Genomic DNA, 19,502 nt, shown 5'->3' with positions numbered 1-19,502 from the left:
TATGCATAGGGATTAATATGACGGAACAAAAGGCTACGGCTGAAGAACAGGCGCTACAGACTGAAAGCTCGCAGGCCGAAAATGCACCGATAGAAAGCAGTCAACCCGTTGAGCAAAAGAGCAATAAAATTCGTAAAGCGACCAATATCATTTTAATTATTGTTAGTTTTCTGTTTGTATTTCATTTAATTGCAGACCGCTTTATTCCTTCAACAGATTTAGGCCGTATTCGTGGCTATGTCGTCCCTATTAGCCCACAGGTTTCGGGTGAGATTATAGAAATTTTGGCTACACCTAATACCTTTATTAAGGCGGGTGATGTACTGGCAAAGATTGACACTACTGATTATGAAATTGCACTAGAACAAGCTGAGCAGTCTTTGAAGAAGGCGGGCCAGAATGTTGGGGCACAAACGGCAAACGTTGCAGCAGCGCAAGCGAAAGTGACCAATGCTCAGGCGAATTATACAAATGCAAAAGTGCAGTCAAAGCGAATTTTTACCATGGTCGAAAAGCAAGTCATGTCACAAGCGGATGCTGACAATGCTCGAGCGGAATTAACCAAAGCGGAGGCGGGCGTGGCCAGTGCAAAGGCAGACTTAGCAAAGGCTAAGGAACGCTTAGGCGCCGAAGGCGAAAATAATACCAATGTTAAATCTGCGCTGCTTAGCTTAGAAAAAGCCCAACTCAATTTACAACGCACTTCCATTACCGCGCCTACCGATGGTGTTGCCTCTAACTTCAGATTGAAAGAGGGGATATATGCTAACGCTGGCCAGCCAATAATGACTTTTATCTCTTCAGAAGATGTTTGGATTGAAGCTTATTTTAGAGAAAATAGTTTGGGTAATATTTCCGCTGGTGATGAAGTTGAGTTCGCTTTGGATTATGCGCCAGGGGAAGTTTTTAAAGCCACGGTGGGTAGCATTGATTACGGTATTGATTGGGGACAAAGTGAAGAGACAGGCAAGCTCGCACAGATCTCTGGTCAAACGGGCTGGCTCAGACAATCGCAACGATTTCCAGTCACTATCGTATTATCAAAAGAGGAAGCTGTTGGGTTACGCCGAGTGGGTGGCCAAGCTGATGTGATTGTTTACACAAAAGATAACTCATTGATTAACCTATTTGGCCGCGCTTGGATCCGAGTGTCAAGTTGGTTCTCTTATGTCAGATAGTGTCCGCGAGCAGGCGCTTATAGCTGCTGCTAATAAGGAAGCACTCGACGAGGCTATTTATACGCGTAGAGTGCTTAGGTTTACCCTCGGAATTGGTCTTGCTGTGGCCATTTCATCGATCTGGGCTTGGCCGTTAGCGTTTATCGTGCCGGTTTTCGTTGCCAAATTTTTGGTTGATAGAAAAGAGCCAACAGTGCAAACCGTCTATGAACTACTGATCTCGATGATCTGTACCATCGCTATTGCTTGGTTGGTGAGTTTTGGCCCGACGCAATACCCTGCGGTATTACTGCCCTTACTCGCAATGATGATGCTTTGGGCTTATTACCTCTTTAGCAACCCCAAGTGGAATTTCTTTGCGACGATTTTTATCGTAGCAACACTATTATTACCTTACCTTGGTTTATTGCAGCCTGGCGCATCACTGATGGTGGGCGTTGGATTGAGTTTTTCTGGGGTAGTTGCGGTTAGCATCTTTGCACTGCTGCACGTTCTACTGCCGGATCTTTCTCCTGAGAGGGAGTCGTTGGCAGGGGCTGAACAAAGTCATGATGAACGTACTCATGAAGCGTTTCGAGCGCTGATTTTGGCCTTCCCTGTGATCTGTTTTTTCTATTTTTTAGAGATCTCAGGTGCGTTACTGACCATGATTTTTATTGCAATCCTGTCATTGCAGGCGGCAGGTGCGAAGAGCATTAAAGTCAGTTTGTTTTTACTGGTGACTAACGGTATCGGCGGAGCGCTGGCGATTGTTTTTTATAACTTATTGACGATAGTGCCTGAGTTACCATTCTACATAGGTATGTCGATGCTTGCGGCGCTGATCTTCGGCCAGAAAATATACGCAGATCCCACTAAAGCGCCATTGTTTGCAGGCATCCTTTCTGCACTATTAGTTGTTGTTGGCTCGACAGTGTCTTCTACAGACAAAGATGTCGCGGTCAATTTCTATCTTAGAATATTGCAACTTTTCTTTGTTGGTGTGTACATGGTATTTGCCTCTTTCTACTTAGAATCAAGAGATTGGAAATTCTTAAACAAAAGAAACAGTCTCTAATAAAGAGTCTTTATTAATTAAACCACGGCTTGAGTCGTGCCAGCGTAAAGGAGTCTATAGGTAATGGAAAATGTCCTGACTGGTATCACTCTACTAGGTTTATTTATTCTACTCATATGGCTTTTTTTACAGCTCAAACGTGCTGTAAATCAAGATATTTCAATTTTTTTCAAGTTAAAGAAAAATCGCATCTTTGCCGGTCTTTCACTGCTGGTATTCACCCTCATTCTGCAGTTAGTCGGCGCGATAGGATTGTCTATTACCTATGATCATGAGGTGAATAAAAGCGGTGAGGCATTAAAAACATTAACGAAAACCACAGATGTTGCCTTAAGCTCTTGGGTGAAAGGCTGGGAGTCACGCGTCACTGCAGTATCAAGTAACCCACTTTTACAAGCCCGAACTCAAAAGCTAATTACTGAATCTGTTACGCATGAAAGCTTAATTGAAAGCGATAACCTTATTTGGTCGCGAGATGCCTATCAAAGGTACAGTGAGTCTTTTGGGTCTCTAGGTTTTTTCATCACCTCTTTAGAGGGGATTAATCTGTCATCAACAAGAGATGAAAATGTAGCAACAGAAAACATTGTTGCGCGAAAAGTCCCCAACATATTTGCCCGTGCAGTCGCGGGGGAAACGGTCATTACATCACCAATACGTTCTGAAGTCATACTGGCAAATCCGTATGGTATTGAGCAGGCACAAACGCCTACCATGTTCGTTCTGAGCCCAATTCGAGACGCTAAAGGCAAAGTATTGGCTGTGTTAATGTTGCGCATTGATCCTTATATTGAGTTTGCCAAGCTAGCCGAAAGTGCAGGGGTTGGCAAAACTGGCGAGTCCTATTTCGTGTCGCAAGAAGGTTACATCTTATCTCATAGCCGTTTTGAAAAAGAACTTCAATCGCTTGGTTTAGTGCAACCTGGGCAGATGTCCGTATTAAACCTTAGAGTGACCAATCCCGGAAAAATACTTACGCCTGAGAGGCCTGCAAGCGCTGAGCATAATGATAAACCGTTAACTTATAGCGCTAATCAGTTAAGTATTCGCATGGATGGTCACAACTACAAAGGCTATCGAGATTACCGTGGTAAAGAGGTTATTGGCGCCTGGCATTGGGATAGTCGTTATGGTTTTGGTGTTATCACTGAAATGGATTTGGAAGAGGCTGCAAGTAACTACTTCTTCTTTAAAAATATCATCATTGGGATTATGGCGGCGATTGTGCTGCTGTGTGTGTTGCTGTCATTTGGTGGGGTAAAGATAGGTCGATTGGTGCATGACAGGTTGCAGGTCGATAATGAAAATCTTGAGCGCCAGATTAATCTCAGAACCAAGGAGCTTAAAGATAGGGAAGAGGCCTTGTGGGATCTTTACGAAAATTCGGTGGTGGCCTATGCCTCCGTGAGTCCTAGCGGCAATTTTATAAAACATAATCGACAATTCTCTCTATTGGCAGGCGTTGAAAGAGAAGAGTTTAGCCACCTAAATTGGCGCGATATTGCAACAGAAGAAAATCGCCTAATTGATGATGTTTATCAGCAAGCGTTAAAGGGCATTAACACCCAAGATACCCGTGTACAACTGTATGATGCTAATGAAAAGGTGATGTTTGTTTCAATATCAACCGATCTTGCTTTTGATAGTGAAAGAAAAGTGACTGAGGTTCGTTTCTCATTATTGGATATTAGCGAGCAGGAAAATGTCCGGTTAGAAATGTTAGAAAATCAGCAGCAATACCAGGTGTTACTGGAAAATATTCAAGGCGTGGTATACCGCTATAAAATTAATATCGCCGACGGCATTGATTACAAATTGGAGTACCTAAGTCCAAATGTTGAAGTCGTTACTGGCTACCAAGATAGTGATTTCCTCGGCGAGAATCCACGGTTAAGCTTTGCTGACATCGTTGTTAAAGAAGATATGATACTGCTTAGAAAAGCGCTAGATAAAGCATATAAAACACACAGTTTTGTGACTCGAGATGTGCGTATTATTACCGCGTCAGATGAGCTTCGCTTTCTACAGATTAAAGCCCAATTTGTCCAGGATACCGTAGATAACGCTTGTTATTTTGATGGTACTATCTTTGATATTACCGAACAAAAACTTGCTGAAAATAGATTACATCTATCTGAAGACAAGCTCACGGTGGCAGCGGAAAGTGCGCGGATGGGGATGTGGGACTACTACCCGAAAGACAACAAAGTGGTCATTAATCGTATGTATGCCAATATGCTTGGTTACGATGTACAGGATCTTTGTATTGATGACGACCAATGGTCAGCGCTGACTAATGGTGAGCAGACATGGCTGCAGTTAATACACTCAGATGACAAGGCACTCGTCGTTGATCATTTAAGAGCACAGACTCAGTCGAACCCACAGATCTTGAAACGTGAATTTAGAATGCGCAGAAAAGATGGTAGTTATGACTGGATAATGAGCATTGGCCAAGTTCATCACTATACCGAAGATGGATATGCTGGCCGAATTAGTGGCGTGCATCTTAATATTAACGAGTCGAAAGAACTGCAGAGGGAGTTAGCCTCGGCCATTGAAAAAGCGGATGATGCCAACCGGGCTAAGGGAGATTTCTTAGCGAATATGAGTCATGAAATTCGTACTCCAATGAATGCGATTATTGGTATGACACATCTTGCTTTAAAAACGGAGCTGACGCGTCAACAGTACAACTATATCGATAAATCACATCGCTCAGCCCAATCACTGCTTGGGATCATTAACGATATTCTCGATTTCTCTAAAATTGAAGCGGGTAAACTGGACCTTGAAACCATTAATTTCAGACTAGAAGATGTGCTCGATGACATTATTAATTTGATCGGGATTAAGGCGGCCGAAAAAGAGTTAGAGCTACTATTTGATATTGACCCGACTATCCCGGCAATGTTGAAAGGAGACCCGCTCCGGTTAGCGCAGATACTGACCAACCTCGCGAATAATGCCGTTAAGTTCACCGAACATGGTAGCGTCATTCTTGCGGTCAATACTGAATCACTGACAGATGATGAGATCACCCTTAAATTCTCAGTCACTGACAGTGGTATTGGCATGACGCTTGAGCAACAACAGGACCTTTTTAAACCATTTTCACAAGCTGATGCGTCAACCACCAGAAAATATGGTGGTACTGGATTGGGGCTTGCGATATGTAAAAACCTAGCAGATTTGATGGGAGGTGAAATTGGCGTTTCCAGCGAGTTAGATATCGGCAGTCGTTTCTATTTTGAATGTGCATTCCCAATTATCGAACATCATGACACCGCGCCGATTTATCAAGGGAATTTGGAAGATGTTCGAGTGTTACTCGTTGAAGATAACGCCAGTTCTCGAGAGATTTTATTAGCGATGTTGTCAACGTTAAAAGTGCAAGTTGATTACGCTAAAGATGGTATTGAAGCCGTTGAAATGCTTAAAGCGAGTGAAGCGTCACCTTACCAACTTGCTTTGCTTGATTGGAAAATGCCAAAGCTTGATGGCATTGAGGTTGCTCGATTTATAGAGCAGCTTCCAGCGTCGATAACGCCCCATGTGGTGATGGTGACAGCCTACGGCAAAGAGGAGCTATTGCTGGATGCTGCAAATGTGACTATTGACGCAGTGCTGACTAAGCCAGTAACGCAGTCAACGTTATGGGATGCACTACTACCCGCTTTAGGTTTTGCGCCGCGAAAACAGACTCGCTTAAGCCAAAGGCAAACACGGGTGGATATCGCCTTGGCTCAACTCGCTGGAGCCAAGTTATTGGTTGCTGAAGATAACGACTTAAATCAGGAACTGATTGTTGAGTTGCTAACCAGTAATGGTATTAGCTCTGTACTGGCAAACGATGGTCAAGAAGCGCTCGATTTCCTCGCGAAAGAGGAATTTGATGGCGTGTTGATGGATTGCCAAATGCCAATAATGGACGGGTATACTGCCACTCGACATATTCGCGCACAAGCGCAGTTTGAACATTTGCCGGTGCTCGCCATGACGGCGAATGCGATGGCAGGTGACAGAGAAAAAGCGCTCGATGCAGGTATGAATGATCACATTCCCAAGCCACTTAATGTCGATGAGTTGTTCGTTACCATTGCGAAATGGGTAACGCCTAAAAATCCGGCGTTGTTGCACGGACATGTTCAAAATGAAGCGGATAACGAGGTGGATTTTGGTCTGTTTAAACATATCGATACGCAGCTCGGTTTAAGTCGTACTCAGGATAAAAGTCGTCTATACAAAAAGCTGTTGCATAAATTTGTTAGCGGGCAACAGGATTTTTCAGCGCAGGTTAATGCCAGTTTATCTGCTAATGACTCGGTGACCACGGCGAGGCTTGTTCATACATTAAAAAGCGTGTCGGGGGCGATTGGTGCGCTAAAGTTGACTAAACTTGCAGAGAGCTTAGAGCAAGATTCAGAGCATGCACAGGATAAAGCATCTGATATCACCGCTAGCGAAACTTATCCATTATTAGTGGAGGAACTTGCGCTAGTCTGTAGCGAAATAACAGTGCGGTTAGCGGAGTCGGTAGTGGTTGATATTGCCACTCAGTTTGATGCTGGAAAAGCGGCAGAGGTTCTGAATAAACTTATCGATATGCTCAACGATTTTGATATAGCAGCCACAGAACTGATCGCTGAACAACGCTCAATTTTGGCGTCTAAGCCACTATTAAACTTGTTTAAAAAATTAGAGAAACAGTTAGATGATTATGAGTTTGATGAGGCATTAAAAGTGGCAATACAGATGCAAACTCTTGTTGCTAACGAGATGAGCTGAACTGAACTCTTAGATTTTTAACGATATAGGAAGGATGTGATGGAACTACAAACCTTACTCGTCGTCGATGATACACCGGCTAACATTGATGTTTTAGCGGGTATGTTAAAGGATGATTATCATGTAAAAGTGGCTAAAAGTGGCGAGATAGCACTTAAAATCGCTAATAAGTCACCTTTGGATTTGATATTACTCGATATTATGATGCCAGGCATTGATGGTTTTGAGGTGTGCAGACGCCTTAAAAACGATCATACCACCCGCCATATTCCTATCATTTTTGTTACCGCAAAAATCACCGCTGAGGATGAATTAAGAGGGTTGGAACTGGGCGCTGTTGATTACATCACTAAGCCATTTAACCCACCGATAGTGATGCAAAGAGTACGCACTCAGTTAGCGCTTTTTAACCAAAGTAGAGAGTTAGCCATTAAGGTTAAACAAAAGACTGCGGAGCTTGCCGATACGCAATTAAAAGTCATTCAAAAGTTAGGACGAGCAGCTGAATACAAAGATAATGAAACAGGTATGCACGTCATTAGAATGAGTCATTACACCCATATATTGGCTAAAGCCGCAGGGATGTGTGAAGCCGATGCTGATATGTTAATGGCAGCGGCGCCGATGCACGATATTGGTAAAATAGGTATCAATGATGCGATATTACGTAAGCCTGGCAAGCTGACGGATGAAGAGTTTATTGAGATGAAAAAGCATGCTCAAATTGGGGCTGAGATCATCGGTGACAATGAATCAGAACTGTTACAAATGGCCAAGATAGTGGCCATTAGCCACCATGAAAAATGGAACGGTGCAGGTTATCCAAACGGATTAAAAGGGGAGAATATTCCTCGTATAGGTCGTATCGTGGCGATTGCAGATGTGTTTGATGCGCTTACTAGCGAGCGACCTTATAAGCGAGCATGGACAGTACAAGATGCGGTATCGTTACTGCAACAAGAAGCCGGTGAGCATTTCGATCCACAATTAGTGCCATTATTTATCGAGCATATTGATGAAGTGACAGAGATTATGGAATCCTTTAAAGATTAAGGGTCACTATCCACTTAGGTATCTCAGTTTACTGGCTAGCAATCATTACTTAAGCGTTCAGTCGTTATGGGTAATGCTTTTTAAATGCTGAGAGTTGCAATCGTAAATTGACGATAAAATAGCAGCTGTTTATAAAAGTAGTTCTAATGAATAAAAGTGCATTTTTAGTGAGGATGTGCTTATTTTTAAATATCCCATCAATTTTACCGTATAGCGCCACAACCAGCAGCATTACTGAGTTGTAAGGTTACCAATGCAGTTGCGCCTAAGATGTTAGTTAAAGTGATTCAACATTGGTTAAGCAAGAGAGTGATATATAGTCGAATCAATAACTTGATTCTTGTGCTATAGCTTATATACCTGAATCCAAGTTTTTAGCTGATGTCACTTTTTATGCGCGTGCGAGTTTGTACGCTCTTTTGTTTTACCAAAAGGATAAAACTATGTTCCAACTGAATAAACTTAAGCTTGCGGCAATTCTAGTTCCAGCGGTACTTGTAGGTTGCGCAACGGGAAACACTCCCGATGATAAAAAGATGAATGCTCGTGAAGAGACTCAAGCTGCATTACAAGAGATCTATAAGGAGCACCCAGAAGCCAAGTCAGCAGTCGCTGAGTCAGTCGGTTATGTTGTTTGTACTGGAAGTAATACTTATCTATTTGCACTGTCTACCGGTGGTGGCGTTTGCGTTTTACATGAGGGAGGCAAAAAATCCTATTATCGATTTGCAACCGGTGGCGTTGGCGCAGGCATTGGTTGGAAGCAACTCGCATTCGTTCAAGCTTTCATGAATAAGGAGCCTTTGACACGTTATAAAGAGTCCGGTTATGAAGGTCAAGCACAGGCTGAAGCCAGTGCTAAGTATGATGAAAGTGGCGATCAAGCATCGGCAAATCAATCTGTCGATATCTCAGGAGTCAAAACCTACCAAGTTAACTTAATGGGCGCAGCGGCACAGGCGACGGTCCAAGGTTATAAATATTGGGAAACAGACTTTACTGATGATTTCATTGAGAAAGAAAAGTAAGCGGGTTTAACATGAGAATGCCAGGTTAACAACCTGGCTTTTTTGCTTTAAAGAGATGGCTTATTCCACTTCAAGAGCTTTAAATGAAAGCGAGAATTTACCGGGCTGCTTATCAGCGAGTAAAAAACCTACCTGCTTAATATTGTCCAGTCTTAGATTCGGAGCACTAATCGTTCGTCCTCTAAACACCGCTACAAACTCTTTTGCGTGAAAGCTCAATGCTAGCCATTGGTTTTTTTCTGTTTTAAAGGGGCGTGTGTAAGCGATAGAATCCCTTTTATCATCAGTGCGAAGTCGCAGCTGATACTCTCTTCCATCACCTTTTACTCGTATTTTTATCTGTTGTACTTCTGGCGGCAACGGACCCGATAAACTCGCTCGAGTAGAGGCAAATCCACCATTACGCTCTAGCGATAAATCACCACTAAAAGTGGCTATATCACCATCATTAATGATTGAGCTTGTCGATATCCCGCCCATAACAGAATCATTAATGATGTTCCATTTATCAGCGGTTTCTAGGACGAGTGGCTTGGCGTAACTGATTAAACTCATGGTTAGACTGCCTATTAGTAATGCAATATTGGCTGCAGAGTATCGTTTTGTTTTGGCGCTTAAAAACATCTTAATATAGCCGATTAAGCTAGGTATTAATCTAGGCATAAAAATCTCATGCTGAAGGCTTTATTAGCAATACGTTGAAGCCGCCCATTTGGATGACTCAATGAGCAGCGATATGAGTCAAATTCAAGGTTTGTTATTTTTGTAAACTTGAACTCGAAATGCATAATGCGAAGCTAGCGTTTTAGTATTGCCTAATATTCAGGGCTGTAATATAAAATCCAGTTAAGCTTTGTGAGATTACCTAAGGCAAAAAATTACAGCGATGCATGGTGTTGCACATCGCTGTAAAAGTGGCTGTTACCGGGAGGTGTTAGTTCATGGTGAGTACTTGTTCCTCGTTATCGGCCATATAACTCCACTCCTGATATTGTGGATTTTGACCTTCATAGAACCAGATAACTGCAATTAATTGACTCTCATGATTAGCAATTTTTAGCTGTTTACTGATCTTACCGTCGCTCAGTGGGCCTCTAAATAGGCAGGAGTCGAAGTTAACTGTATAGCTTCCTGCTTGATTCTGATAATCATCACAGAGTGAAAAATAGCCACGACTTTGATTACTTTTATCTACGTTGATGGTTAGCATATAAGCAGCCTGCATTACGTTGTCGGCATCGACTACTAAGTCATCTAGTGACGTTGGATCTGGTGCTGGTTCTGGATCTGGTGTCACCGGTGGCGTTATTGTTATTGGTGTTGGCGTCACCGCCACCGCCACAGGTGCAGGTGTTGGGCTATCACCATCACCGCCGCCACCGCATGCAGTAAGAGTAATAAAGGAGAATGCGACTAGACTGCTTGGCATTGAGATAAATTTTATAAGTTGAGTTTTCATGACATTCTCCATTAATCGTTAAAGATCAGTGCTTGATTAGCATTTTCATACCAAGTTGGATTGGTGGTACCCGTGTTGTCGGCGGCAAAATCAACAAACTCGGTATAAGCGTTGTCTAAGCGTTGATTTTCTTTTGGGTGCTTCCAGGTGACAGGTATTTCAATTGCCCAAGCCATGCCATTTTTATTCTGGAAGTATTGACCAGCGCTAGGGTCGGAAGCATCTTCTCTGTAACCAAAGTAATTGCTGGAGAACTTATCTGTAGGGGCTTGGTTTTTCAGATGAACCTCCAGTTGACGACCAGGGTTTGCTCCCACTGCATTTTTAGCCGCAGAGCCATGATCGGTATTTGGCGTGGCAAAGATGAATGGGTCATAAGGGAATGCTGGAATGACACTCTCAGACACAGGGCTGTCAAATGGGATATCAAGTGACCATGTGGTTCTGAAAGCACTCTCACAGCCTGTTTCGGTGCGTAGAAATTCGCAGCCTTGTTCAAGCGTGACGTAATCAGATAAATCTTGAGTGAAGATAAAAACTGCGTTGGTTTGCCCGGTCTCTAACGGCGAACTATCTTGTGCAATGTCATCAATAGTCCAATTAATTAAAGACTCTTTAATTTTATTGCGACCAACGCCAGGCAGATGCACACCAAATCCATTGTGGTAAGCGGCTCCCATTGCAGCCAGTTGCGCTTTGAAGCCGATACGTCGCACTTTATTGTCTTTAACATATTCAATAATACGCAGCTGTACCACTACGTCATTCATATCGAAGTCACCTTGATCTGGGTACAGATCCTCATAAGCGAGGGTGGTATAAGTTGACGATGAAGGGTAGTAGTTGATGGTAACGCCTGTTTCAGTGAGAGTAACGGCGTAGTCTTCAACTTCGCCATCTCCGACTCCGCCTGTTGCAGTGATATCTTGTTGGGTACTTAAACGAAAACGTGCCCAAGTGGGTCCCTCTTTAGCCCAAGTGGGTACTTCAATACTGATAGTATTGATACCGTTATCGAGCGGTTCGCCCAAAATGATCTGTTCTTCTAAATCAAAAGCGCCATTTTGGTTCCAGTCAAACCAAGCGTTGAGGTAACCGTCTCCACCTTTTGCTGTAACCAATAATATGGCGCTTTCACCAAGCTCAAAACCTGTTGGCATTGAAACGCCGTCCTCATCATCAGAGCTGTCGCTGGCATCATCAGATAAAGGGGAGACATATCCGTCGGATTCATTATCCACTGAGGCACCGAGGTATAGGCTGTCTGACATTGCGTGTCGGGCACCATTTGATGCCAGCAGTGTCCCGTATGAATCAGGTGCATCCCCAAAATCGACTGATTCGCCAACGGTAACTTCGGCTAAAGCACATCGTGCGCCATCATTACTAGAAGAGGCGGGTCCATAAGCAAATAGCACAGCACTAGGAGATGCTTCTTCTACGTTAACTTTGTAGATATTACCGTTGCTGTTATTACTGACATATAAGTTGCCATCAGGATCAAAAAATTGTGCGCCAAATATAAAGTTACCTGAATTAGAGGTGATGACTGGGCCTAAATCGGTAGCTTCTGCGGTAGTCGTATCGATGCGAAGTAGCTTACCCGTAGAGCCATTGCTAATACTGTAGGCGTAGCCATCAGTAGGGTGAAAGGCTAAATCGGTAATATTATAATTGGCAAAATTCTTACTGCCGGGAATGATTGTCATGTTGTAACTGGCAGGGTTATCGAGTGGGATTTTAAACATCCCTTTACCTTTACGGTATCCATACCAAATGTTTTCAGTCACCGCAACGTCACCAACATAAAAATTACCTGCCGCTGCGGCGGATGCATCTTTAATAACATTAAGAGCAGCAATTTGATAATCATCGCCAGCTCGGCCCAGTGTCGCATTTGAATAATCCCAACCGTAAATATAGTTATCATGATAGTTAAAACCGACACCGTTGTAGCCGCTACCTGTGCCCATATCGTCTGACAATACGGTGTAGCTACCCGTGGCTAAGTTTACGCCGTAGCTTTTTGGAGTATTTGATTGTTTTTGAATGACAAAAGCTTCTGTTGGACAAGCGCTAAATGGCTCAGACGCATTAACATTCGCTGATATAAGAAGGCTCAGAATTAAAGGTGAACTGCAGCTAGATGAAATAGATTTGGATATTTTCATAATGCTTCTCTCGCTGTAACGTTATCAAAGTAAATTGAATAGAGCATAAGCCGTGCCAATAATTAAAATCATTATTTATCAACATTTTATGTGTTTTTGGTTTTGTTTTAAGAACTCTTATTCGCATTTTGCAAATAGAGATGACAGCTACGGGTGGGATAAAAGGGGCTAATATCTACGGATTCATGTGAATAATGGTCGAAGAGAGGGCGTATATTTTTCATACTACTTGGCTTAACTCTATATCAATGCTAAGTTTTATCGGTACGTAACATTTTATTAACTATTGTTTAGGTGGTAGTAAATTTATGTCGAAATTGCGCATAGGGATTGTGTGCCACCCCAGCATCGGTGGCTCAGGTTTAGTTGCAACGGAATTGGGTCTTGGCTTGGCAAAGCTTGGCCATGAAGTTCATTTTATTTCCAGTGTCAGACCATTCAAGCTGATTGAAGATTCTCAACGATTGTTTTTTCATTCTGTCGAAGCTATTAACTATCCGCTTTTTTCTGATCCTTTATATACCTTTGCTTTAACTGCAAAAATAGTCGAAGTTGCAGAGCAATATCAACTGGATGTTGTTCATGCTCACTACTCAATCCCGCATTCGTTATGTGCGTATCTCGCCTGTGAGATAAGTACCCACAAATTTTCTACCGTCACCACTATTCACGGCACCGATGTCACTATTGTTGGTCAAGACAAACCACTTTACCCGTTGAATAAATTTAGTATTCATAAAAGCACTAAAGTGACCACGGTTTCAGTTTATCAACGAAACTATATTTATAGCCATTTTGAAAAAGACAAAACAATAGAAGTGATTCATAACTTCATTGATCTAGCCGTTTTCACCCCAACAAGTGCCGACATTAATATCCGCCGACAAATGGCAATGGATGACGAAAAAGTGGTGATGCATGTCTCTAATTTTAGGGCGCTTAAAAATACCGATACCGTCGTTAGGGCATTTTACTTGCTACTTAGAAAGGTAAATGCTCGTTTAGTCCTACTTGGAAGCGGGCCTTATATCGATAAGATTAAAGAGCAGTGTGAAAAACTAGATATTTTGCAGCACGTCACCTTCATGGGATCGGTTACGCATGTGGAGTCATTTCTCCCCAATGCTGATTGCATGATCCAACCAAGCTATAGAGAGTCATTTAGCATGGTATTACTTGAAGCGATGGCCTGTGAAGTACCAACCGTCAGCAGCAATGTTGATGGGGTCCCGGAAGTCGTAGAGGAAGGCGTCAGCGGCTTTATGTTTGATCCGGATGATGCATTAGGGATGGCGAAAGCAATGGAAGGGATCTTGAGCGACCCTGATAAGCAGCAAGAGATGGGGCAAGCCGGTCGCCGTCGAGCAAGAGCATTATTTAGCCCTGCACAAAAAATTGGTCAATACGTGGAATGCTATTACGACGCAATTGCTGAAGATGACATTGTGCCTCTTCAAGTAAGCATCAAATAAAAGGACAGGCTGATTATGGTCGATAAAACAACGGTAGCCGATAAACAGGATGATAGCGAGCTCGCAACATCGGTGATAGAAAAACCTAAAAAAAAGATGAGCATGTCGACATTGGTTTTACTGTCATTTGCGGCCGGGATCGCTTCAGGGCTGTTCTTTGGTGAGATGCTTGCGTGGATGTCTGTTATTGGTGATGCGTTTATCAAGCTGCTTCAAATGACGATTATCCCCTATATCATCGTTTCACTTATCTCCAGTTTAGGCAGTTTAACCATGGTCCAAGCAAAGTCGCTGGGCGTTAAAGTGGGTAAGCTGATGTTGGTGATCTGGTTGTTTGGTTTACTAACCATGTACCTGATAAAATATACTTTTCCTGACTGGCAAGCGGGTGAGTTCTTCAGTTTAACAGCGCTAGAAGATCCAAATTCGATTAACCTATTAGATATCTATATTCCCTCAAATCCGTTTTTCTCGCTGTCTAATAGTTATATCCCTGCGATAGTATTGTTCTGTGTTGCAACCGGTATTGCGCTTATCTCAATAGACAAGAAAGATTCCTTGATGAGACCAATGCAACTGCTTGGTGAGGCATTTAATAAGGTCACTCAAAGCATTGTAAAACTGATGCCGATTGGTATTTTTGCCATGACTGCTGCCACGGCAGGAACCATGGACTTTGAGGAGTTTCAAAAGCTGCAAGTGTATTTTGTGGCTCATGTGGTGATGACAATAATTTTAACCTATTGGGTATTGCCAGCGATTTTAGCGACGATTACCCCTTTCTCGTACCGAGACATTACTGGCATTGCCAAAGATGCCATGATTACCGCTTTCGCTGCAGGTAATATTTTTATTGTTATCCCACTGCTTATCCAGCGAACTAAGGAATTGTTTCATAAATATAATATTGGTAATCAACAAACAGATGACTATGCCAATATTATTATCCCTGTAGTCTTTAGTTTTCCTAATCTGGGTAAGTTATTGACCATTGTTTTTGTGCTGTTTGCCGCTTGGTTTTCAGGTGAAGATATTGATTTTTTAACTTATGTACCTATGTCGATAAATGGCCTAATTAGTCTATTTGGTAGTGTATATTTAACCATTCCAATGCTGCTCGATTCACTTGAGCTGTCATCGGATCTATTTCAGCTTTATATGGTGTCGAGCTTATTTACTAGCCGCTTTACCTCTTTGCTAGCGGCGATGAATATATTCATTCTTGCCGTGGGTGGTACCGCGATGCTGGTCGGCATTGCAAAAGTCAGCATGGCAAGATTAATTATGTATAGCGCATTAACACCAGTGGTATTCGGCGTCAGCTTATTAGCGTCTAGCTGGCTACTCAGTAGTATCGTTAATACTGAATACAACATGGATGAAGTGGTGGCTCAGATGAGCGCAGCAGAGAAGGTTCCCGATCAGGTCACCGCCTTTAGATGGGACGAATTGGCACAAGCAACGGGCCCAAGAGACTTAGAAGCGATAAGAGAAAGTGGCATATTAAGAGTCGGATATAACCCCATCCAAGTCCCATTTTCTTTTTATAATGCGCAAGATCAACTCGTCGGTTTTGATGTTGAATTAATGAAAAAGCTGGCGGCGGAAATGGAAGTCAAAATTGCGTTTGTGCCTTATACCTTTGGTAACGTATTGAGTGCCATAAATAAAGGTCAGTTCGATATTGCCATTTCAGGGCTGCAAATGACCACGAAGCGGATAGAGTTCGTCGGTTTTACCACTCCAGTGCTAAATCTTCATTACTCATTTGTGGTGAAAGATCATCGAGCCGATGAATTTAAAACCGATAAAATGTTGCGCCAGGCGGGCACGATTAAAATAGCGTCGGTAGGCAGCTATTCTATTATTCCTCAGCTTGAAGAGAAGTTTCCCAACTTTGAGTTTGAAATGATTCAATCTGACCGTTTGTTCTTTGAAGATGATGGCAAAACATGGGATGGGTTAATGATCAGCCTTGAAGCGGGTAAGACCTGGACTATTTTGTACCCAGAATACACCACGCTTTATAATCGAGAAGAGATTAAGTCATTCCCCGCATCGTATGCGGTCGCAAGAGACAATGCTTCGTTGCAAACATTCCTCAATAGTTGGCTTGAGATCCAAAAATCATCCGGTTATGTCGATACTCTCTACAACTATTGGATTTTGGGTGAAAACGCTAAACCCCAAACAGCCCGTTGGTCAGTCATTAAGGATGTATTGCATTGGGTTGAGGCCGATAAATAATGAACAGCGTTAAGCTGTGATATGGATTGTCGAAAGTGGCCGGGTTAACCTGGCCACTTTTTATCGCACATATAGGCGTTACATCAGCCAGCTATAACTGATCACGCCGTAACCATGCCAGTCTTGTGGGTCCGATTCATATTCTTTGCTATATAAATCAAAACTCCAGCTAACTGACCAGCCGGGAAAGGCCCAGATAACGCCGGTGCTCGCGCTCGCTTGCTGATGTTTCATTTGAATATAGGAGTCATAAGGCAAATCGCCTTCGATACTCAAGTCATTCAGACGGTAACCCGCTTGTGCTCTTGCAAAAACGGTCCAGCTGCCACCTTCTCTGGCTGAAACACTGTATTGACCGTAGTGTCCAGCATGGCTGCTGATCTGCCCGAAAGACTGGTTCAAGTCATCTCCCCAGCGTAAGGTTAAGCCTAGATTTGATTCGGTACGGAAATTACCTAATTGTGTATAACTGTGACCACTAAGTTCCCATTGGCTGTCTTCAAAAGCCTGCTGCCGTAGCAATAGCATGTCTGCTTCATAGGCAAACTGAAACGTCATTTCCGTTTCGATTTGATACTGCCAGCCTAGTGGCGCGGTAGATGAGGTGAGCTTATGCACCAACTCCTGAGTCGCTTCTGCGCCAGAGGCTGGGCCCATAACACCGACTGCAAACCAGTTCTTTTGTGCGAAATCATCGCCATAGATTCCGCTGAAGCTCTCAAGCTCTAACAGCCCAGCATAAGGGCGGTCAAAAGGTTGCTCAAAGTCATGTTTTATCTCTATAGGCGTCCACATACGTTGATATAGGTTTGCGCCCCATTGGCTAGTATTACTCTGTTGTGGAAAAAGTAATAGGCTCTGCCAGTTAAAAGGCCAAGATGCGTTAGAGAAGTCATGTTGAGGCGTTGCTTGCCAGCTAATGGCAATACCGTTGGAGTAATCCCCATCATCGCCAATCACAACATCGTTATCTAAACCAACATGCCATTGAGATGCTAAAGAGGATAAAGGAGCGCTTGCAAGCACAGCGGCGCAGCCGATTGAAATTAGTGATTTATAAGCAAGTAGAGGCTTCAATTGCAGGTTCCCGTTATATTCAATGCATGATTTCAGGCGAAGTTCTACAGTAAAGATAACGCTTGCAGCATAACCCTAAAATGACAACTAATCCAATATTGGTATTATTACCGTCAACTTACGCTCATAACCGCAGGGTTATAGTTACTGCCTTACTCATGTGAGCAATTTATATAAGTGACTTAAATGAGCTGCTGGAATTGCTTACGATAGGCGCGGGGGGATTGGCCTGTTATCCGCTTAAAGGCTCGAGAAAAATGGGCTAGATCTGAGTAACCAAGTGAAGAAGCTATGCGGGTAATCGGAATATTGCCATCGGTCATCATTTCACAGGCCTGAGTGAACAACACGTTCTCGACGATGTTTGAATAACTGGCTTTTTCTGCTTTTAAACGGCGCTGAAGTGTTCTGACGTTCATGCCCAATATGTCGGCGGCAGACTCAATGGAGAGCCTACCTAAACCCAAATAAGGTTTGAGCGCTTGCTTTAATGAGTCAACAAACTGAGTTGGCCTGCGTGGCTCACTGGGTTTAGCTTCATGCCAGCCTAATTTTAGCGATATTGGCTGTGCGAGTTCTGCTGAGGTTAAGGAGATAGCAATAACACTGCGATTGACATAAAAAATTGAATCTTCAACGAGTAATGACTTTTTTAGTTCATCAGCATTATCAGAGGTTAGCACTATCTCGGCTGGAGACCACTCTCGCTTGGTTAAGTTACGAATGAGCTCAATCATAAAGGTTAGGATGAACAGCTCTCTGAAATCCAAGAGCTTCTCTATATTAAAGTTATGCTCTCTAATTAACCAATGCCGACCGACTAAGTGCCGCAACTTGACCGTTGAGTGGGTTGATTCTTGATTAAAAAATACCGAGAACTCTTCGATAGCCTGCTCAAGAGTTTTAGCGTATTTGAGTTTTTCAGCATAACTAGGAACAAGTACTTGTCGGCATACTTGCCATATGAGTTGGCTGTATCTATCTGGGCCTGCCTTTTCACCGATAATACGCAGTAGATTAATCAGTGGCAGTTGCGGTACATAGTCGTGATCAGGCTCTAGGATGTTTTCTGGAAGTTGGGCTTTTGCGATGGTGGGATAGATATCACTATCTATCTGTTTGAGTATGTCGACGAAAGCGATCGCATATTGAGATTTAATCAAAGGAACGATGGGCGTTACTTTTTTCATTTTTAAGCCCTTCATTTTTAATGATCAGGTTAGTCTTTCTATTACAGTAGTCAATATCCTGCATAGGTTAACTTTCTCGTTCTATATCGTAGGCGTTATGGCTGAGGTTTGTCTAATTATCTTGAAATGTGGTGAGTTGGTGTTAGCTTATAAAAGTAGCAAAAAATTCATTAACTAAATGAGCGAGGCTGATAAATGACCCAACAAACAGTGCCAATAAAGACTAAGCCGACGTTGGCCACCCCGATAAAAGAATACGGTTTTAATACGCCGCAGCGTTTATTTGTTGGTTATACGTTGGCTGTGTTAGTGGATCTCACGGTGCTTAATTTATTCAATGAGTTTTGGGAATACATCACGCTAGAGTCTTTTTCTATTTCGCTATTAGTGGCTATTTTATTACAGCTATTATTGAAGCTAACAATTGCGGCAGAACATGCGATTGCTGAATATTTTAAGACTAAACCGGGTCGGGCACCGAAGTTTTACCGAGCTTTTACTACTTGGGCTATTTTATTTGGTTCTAAATTTATAATGCTAGAAGCCATTAACTTGGTCTTTGGAGACAGCATTCAGTTTACAGGTCCTGCGGATGGAATCGTGGCATTCTTTGCACTTGTATTTGGGATCTTAATTGCAGAGTTTATGGTTTCTAAAATATATTTCTCGCTAGAAGATTAAGGAGAAAAGCCATGGTCTCTTACGGATGAGTAATGACATTCTAATGATTAGCAGCAAGTACTGAGGATGCTTTTTCTATTTCGAATGCTACAGTTTAATAC

At 42.7% G+C, this 19,502-nt stretch carries 13 protein-coding genes; 8 read left to right on the top strand and 5 right to left on the bottom strand.

The window, feature by feature from the left end; translation table 11 throughout:
- Positions 1-17 precede the first annotated feature (17 nt).
- The 5 genes from CXF83_RS16890 to CXF83_RS16870 all read left to right on the top strand — a co-directional run bounded on the left by CXF83_RS16890 (position 18) and on the right by CXF83_RS16870 (position 9,104).
- On the top strand, positions 18-1,178 hold the full coding sequence (locus tag CXF83_RS16890) for an HlyD family secretion protein (RefSeq protein ID WP_101090635.1): 1,161 nt from the start codon (positions 18-20) through the stop codon (positions 1,176-1,178).
- A complete protein-coding gene (locus CXF83_RS16885; RefSeq protein ID WP_101090636.1) occupies positions 1,168-2,235 on the top strand; it encodes a DUF2955 domain-containing protein in 1,068 nt (355 codons plus the stop codon). The genes CXF83_RS16890 and CXF83_RS16885 overlap by 11 nt, the downstream gene beginning before the upstream one ends.
- 63 nt (positions 2,236-2,298) lie before the next feature.
- Positions 2,299-7,023, top strand: a complete 4,725-nt coding sequence (locus CXF83_RS16880) for a response regulator (protein WP_101090637.1) — start codon at positions 2,299-2,301, stop codon at positions 7,021-7,023.
- Positions 7,024-7,062: 39 nt separating this feature from the next.
- Positions 7,063-8,076, top strand: a complete 1,014-nt coding sequence (locus CXF83_RS16875) for an HD-GYP domain-containing protein (RefSeq protein WP_101090638.1) — start codon at positions 7,063-7,065, stop codon at positions 8,074-8,076.
- 443 nt (positions 8,077-8,519) lie between these two features.
- A complete protein-coding gene (locus tag CXF83_RS16870; RefSeq protein WP_101090639.1) occupies positions 8,520-9,104 on the top strand; it encodes a hypothetical protein in 585 nt (194 codons plus the stop codon).
- Positions 9,105-9,164: 60 nt separating this feature from the next.
- Here CXF83_RS16870 and CXF83_RS16865 read toward each other — a convergent pair whose 3' ends face one another.
- The 3 genes from CXF83_RS16865 to CXF83_RS16855 form a co-directional block, all read right to left on the bottom strand.
- Positions 9,165-9,767 carry a CIA30 family protein gene (locus CXF83_RS16865; RefSeq protein WP_232775137.1) on the bottom strand — a complete coding sequence of 201 codons (603 nt, stop codon included), beginning with the start codon at positions 9,765-9,767 and terminating at the stop codon, positions 9,165-9,167.
- A 271-nt stretch (positions 9,768-10,038) separates the two neighbouring features.
- Entirely contained in the window at positions 10,039-10,563 is a 525-nt protein-coding gene (locus CXF83_RS16860) for a hypothetical protein (RefSeq protein ID WP_101090640.1), read from the bottom strand.
- An 11-nt stretch (positions 10,564-10,574) separates the two neighbouring features.
- Positions 10,575-12,734: an LruC domain-containing protein gene (locus CXF83_RS16855; RefSeq protein WP_101090641.1), complete on the bottom strand. Its 2,160-nt coding sequence runs from the start codon at positions 12,732-12,734 to the stop codon at positions 10,575-10,577.
- Positions 12,735-13,042: 308 nt separating this feature from the next.
- On the opposite strand from CXF83_RS16855, the gene bshA reads away from it, so the two are divergent.
- The gene (bshA, locus tag CXF83_RS16850) at positions 13,043-14,206 is read left to right on the top strand and encodes an N-acetyl-alpha-D-glucosaminyl L-malate synthase BshA (RefSeq protein WP_232775136.1); all 1,164 of its coding nucleotides are present in this window, start codon (positions 13,043-13,045) and stop codon (positions 14,204-14,206) included.
- A gap of 15 nt (positions 14,207-14,221) precedes the next feature.
- The gene (locus CXF83_RS16845) at positions 14,222-16,453 is read left to right on the top strand and encodes a cation:dicarboxylate symporter family transporter (protein WP_101090642.1); all 2,232 of its coding nucleotides are present in this window, start codon (positions 14,222-14,224) and stop codon (positions 16,451-16,453) included.
- Positions 16,454-16,531: 78 nt separating this feature from the next.
- Here CXF83_RS16845 and CXF83_RS16840 read toward each other — a convergent pair whose 3' ends face one another.
- Both CXF83_RS16840 and CXF83_RS16835 read right to left on the bottom strand, forming a co-directional pair.
- Positions 16,532-17,530 carry a lipid A deacylase LpxR family protein gene (locus tag CXF83_RS16840; RefSeq protein WP_101090643.1) on the bottom strand — a complete coding sequence of 333 codons (999 nt, stop codon included), beginning with the start codon at positions 17,528-17,530 and terminating at the stop codon, positions 16,532-16,534.
- Positions 17,531-17,712: 182 nt separating this feature from the next.
- Positions 17,713-18,720 carry a helix-turn-helix domain-containing protein gene (locus CXF83_RS16835; protein ID WP_157822900.1) on the bottom strand — a complete coding sequence of 336 codons (1,008 nt, stop codon included), beginning with the start codon at positions 18,718-18,720 and terminating at the stop codon, positions 17,713-17,715.
- Positions 18,721-18,915: 195 nt separating this feature from the next.
- Here CXF83_RS16835 and CXF83_RS16830 point away from each other — a divergent pair, with 195 nt between their 5' ends.
- Positions 18,916-19,401, top strand: coding sequence for a hypothetical protein (locus CXF83_RS16830; protein WP_232775135.1), 486 nt, complete (start codon positions 18,916-18,918; stop codon positions 19,399-19,401).
- The last annotated feature ends 101 nt before the right edge of the window (positions 19,402-19,502 follow it).

This window comes from Shewanella sp. Choline-02u-19 (genome assembly GCF_002836205.1).
Classification (GTDB): domain Bacteria; phylum Pseudomonadota; class Gammaproteobacteria; order Enterobacterales; family Shewanellaceae; genus Shewanella.
The sequence above is the reverse complement of the archived record's forward strand: the minus strand, read 5'-3'. Positions and strand labels throughout refer to the sequence as shown.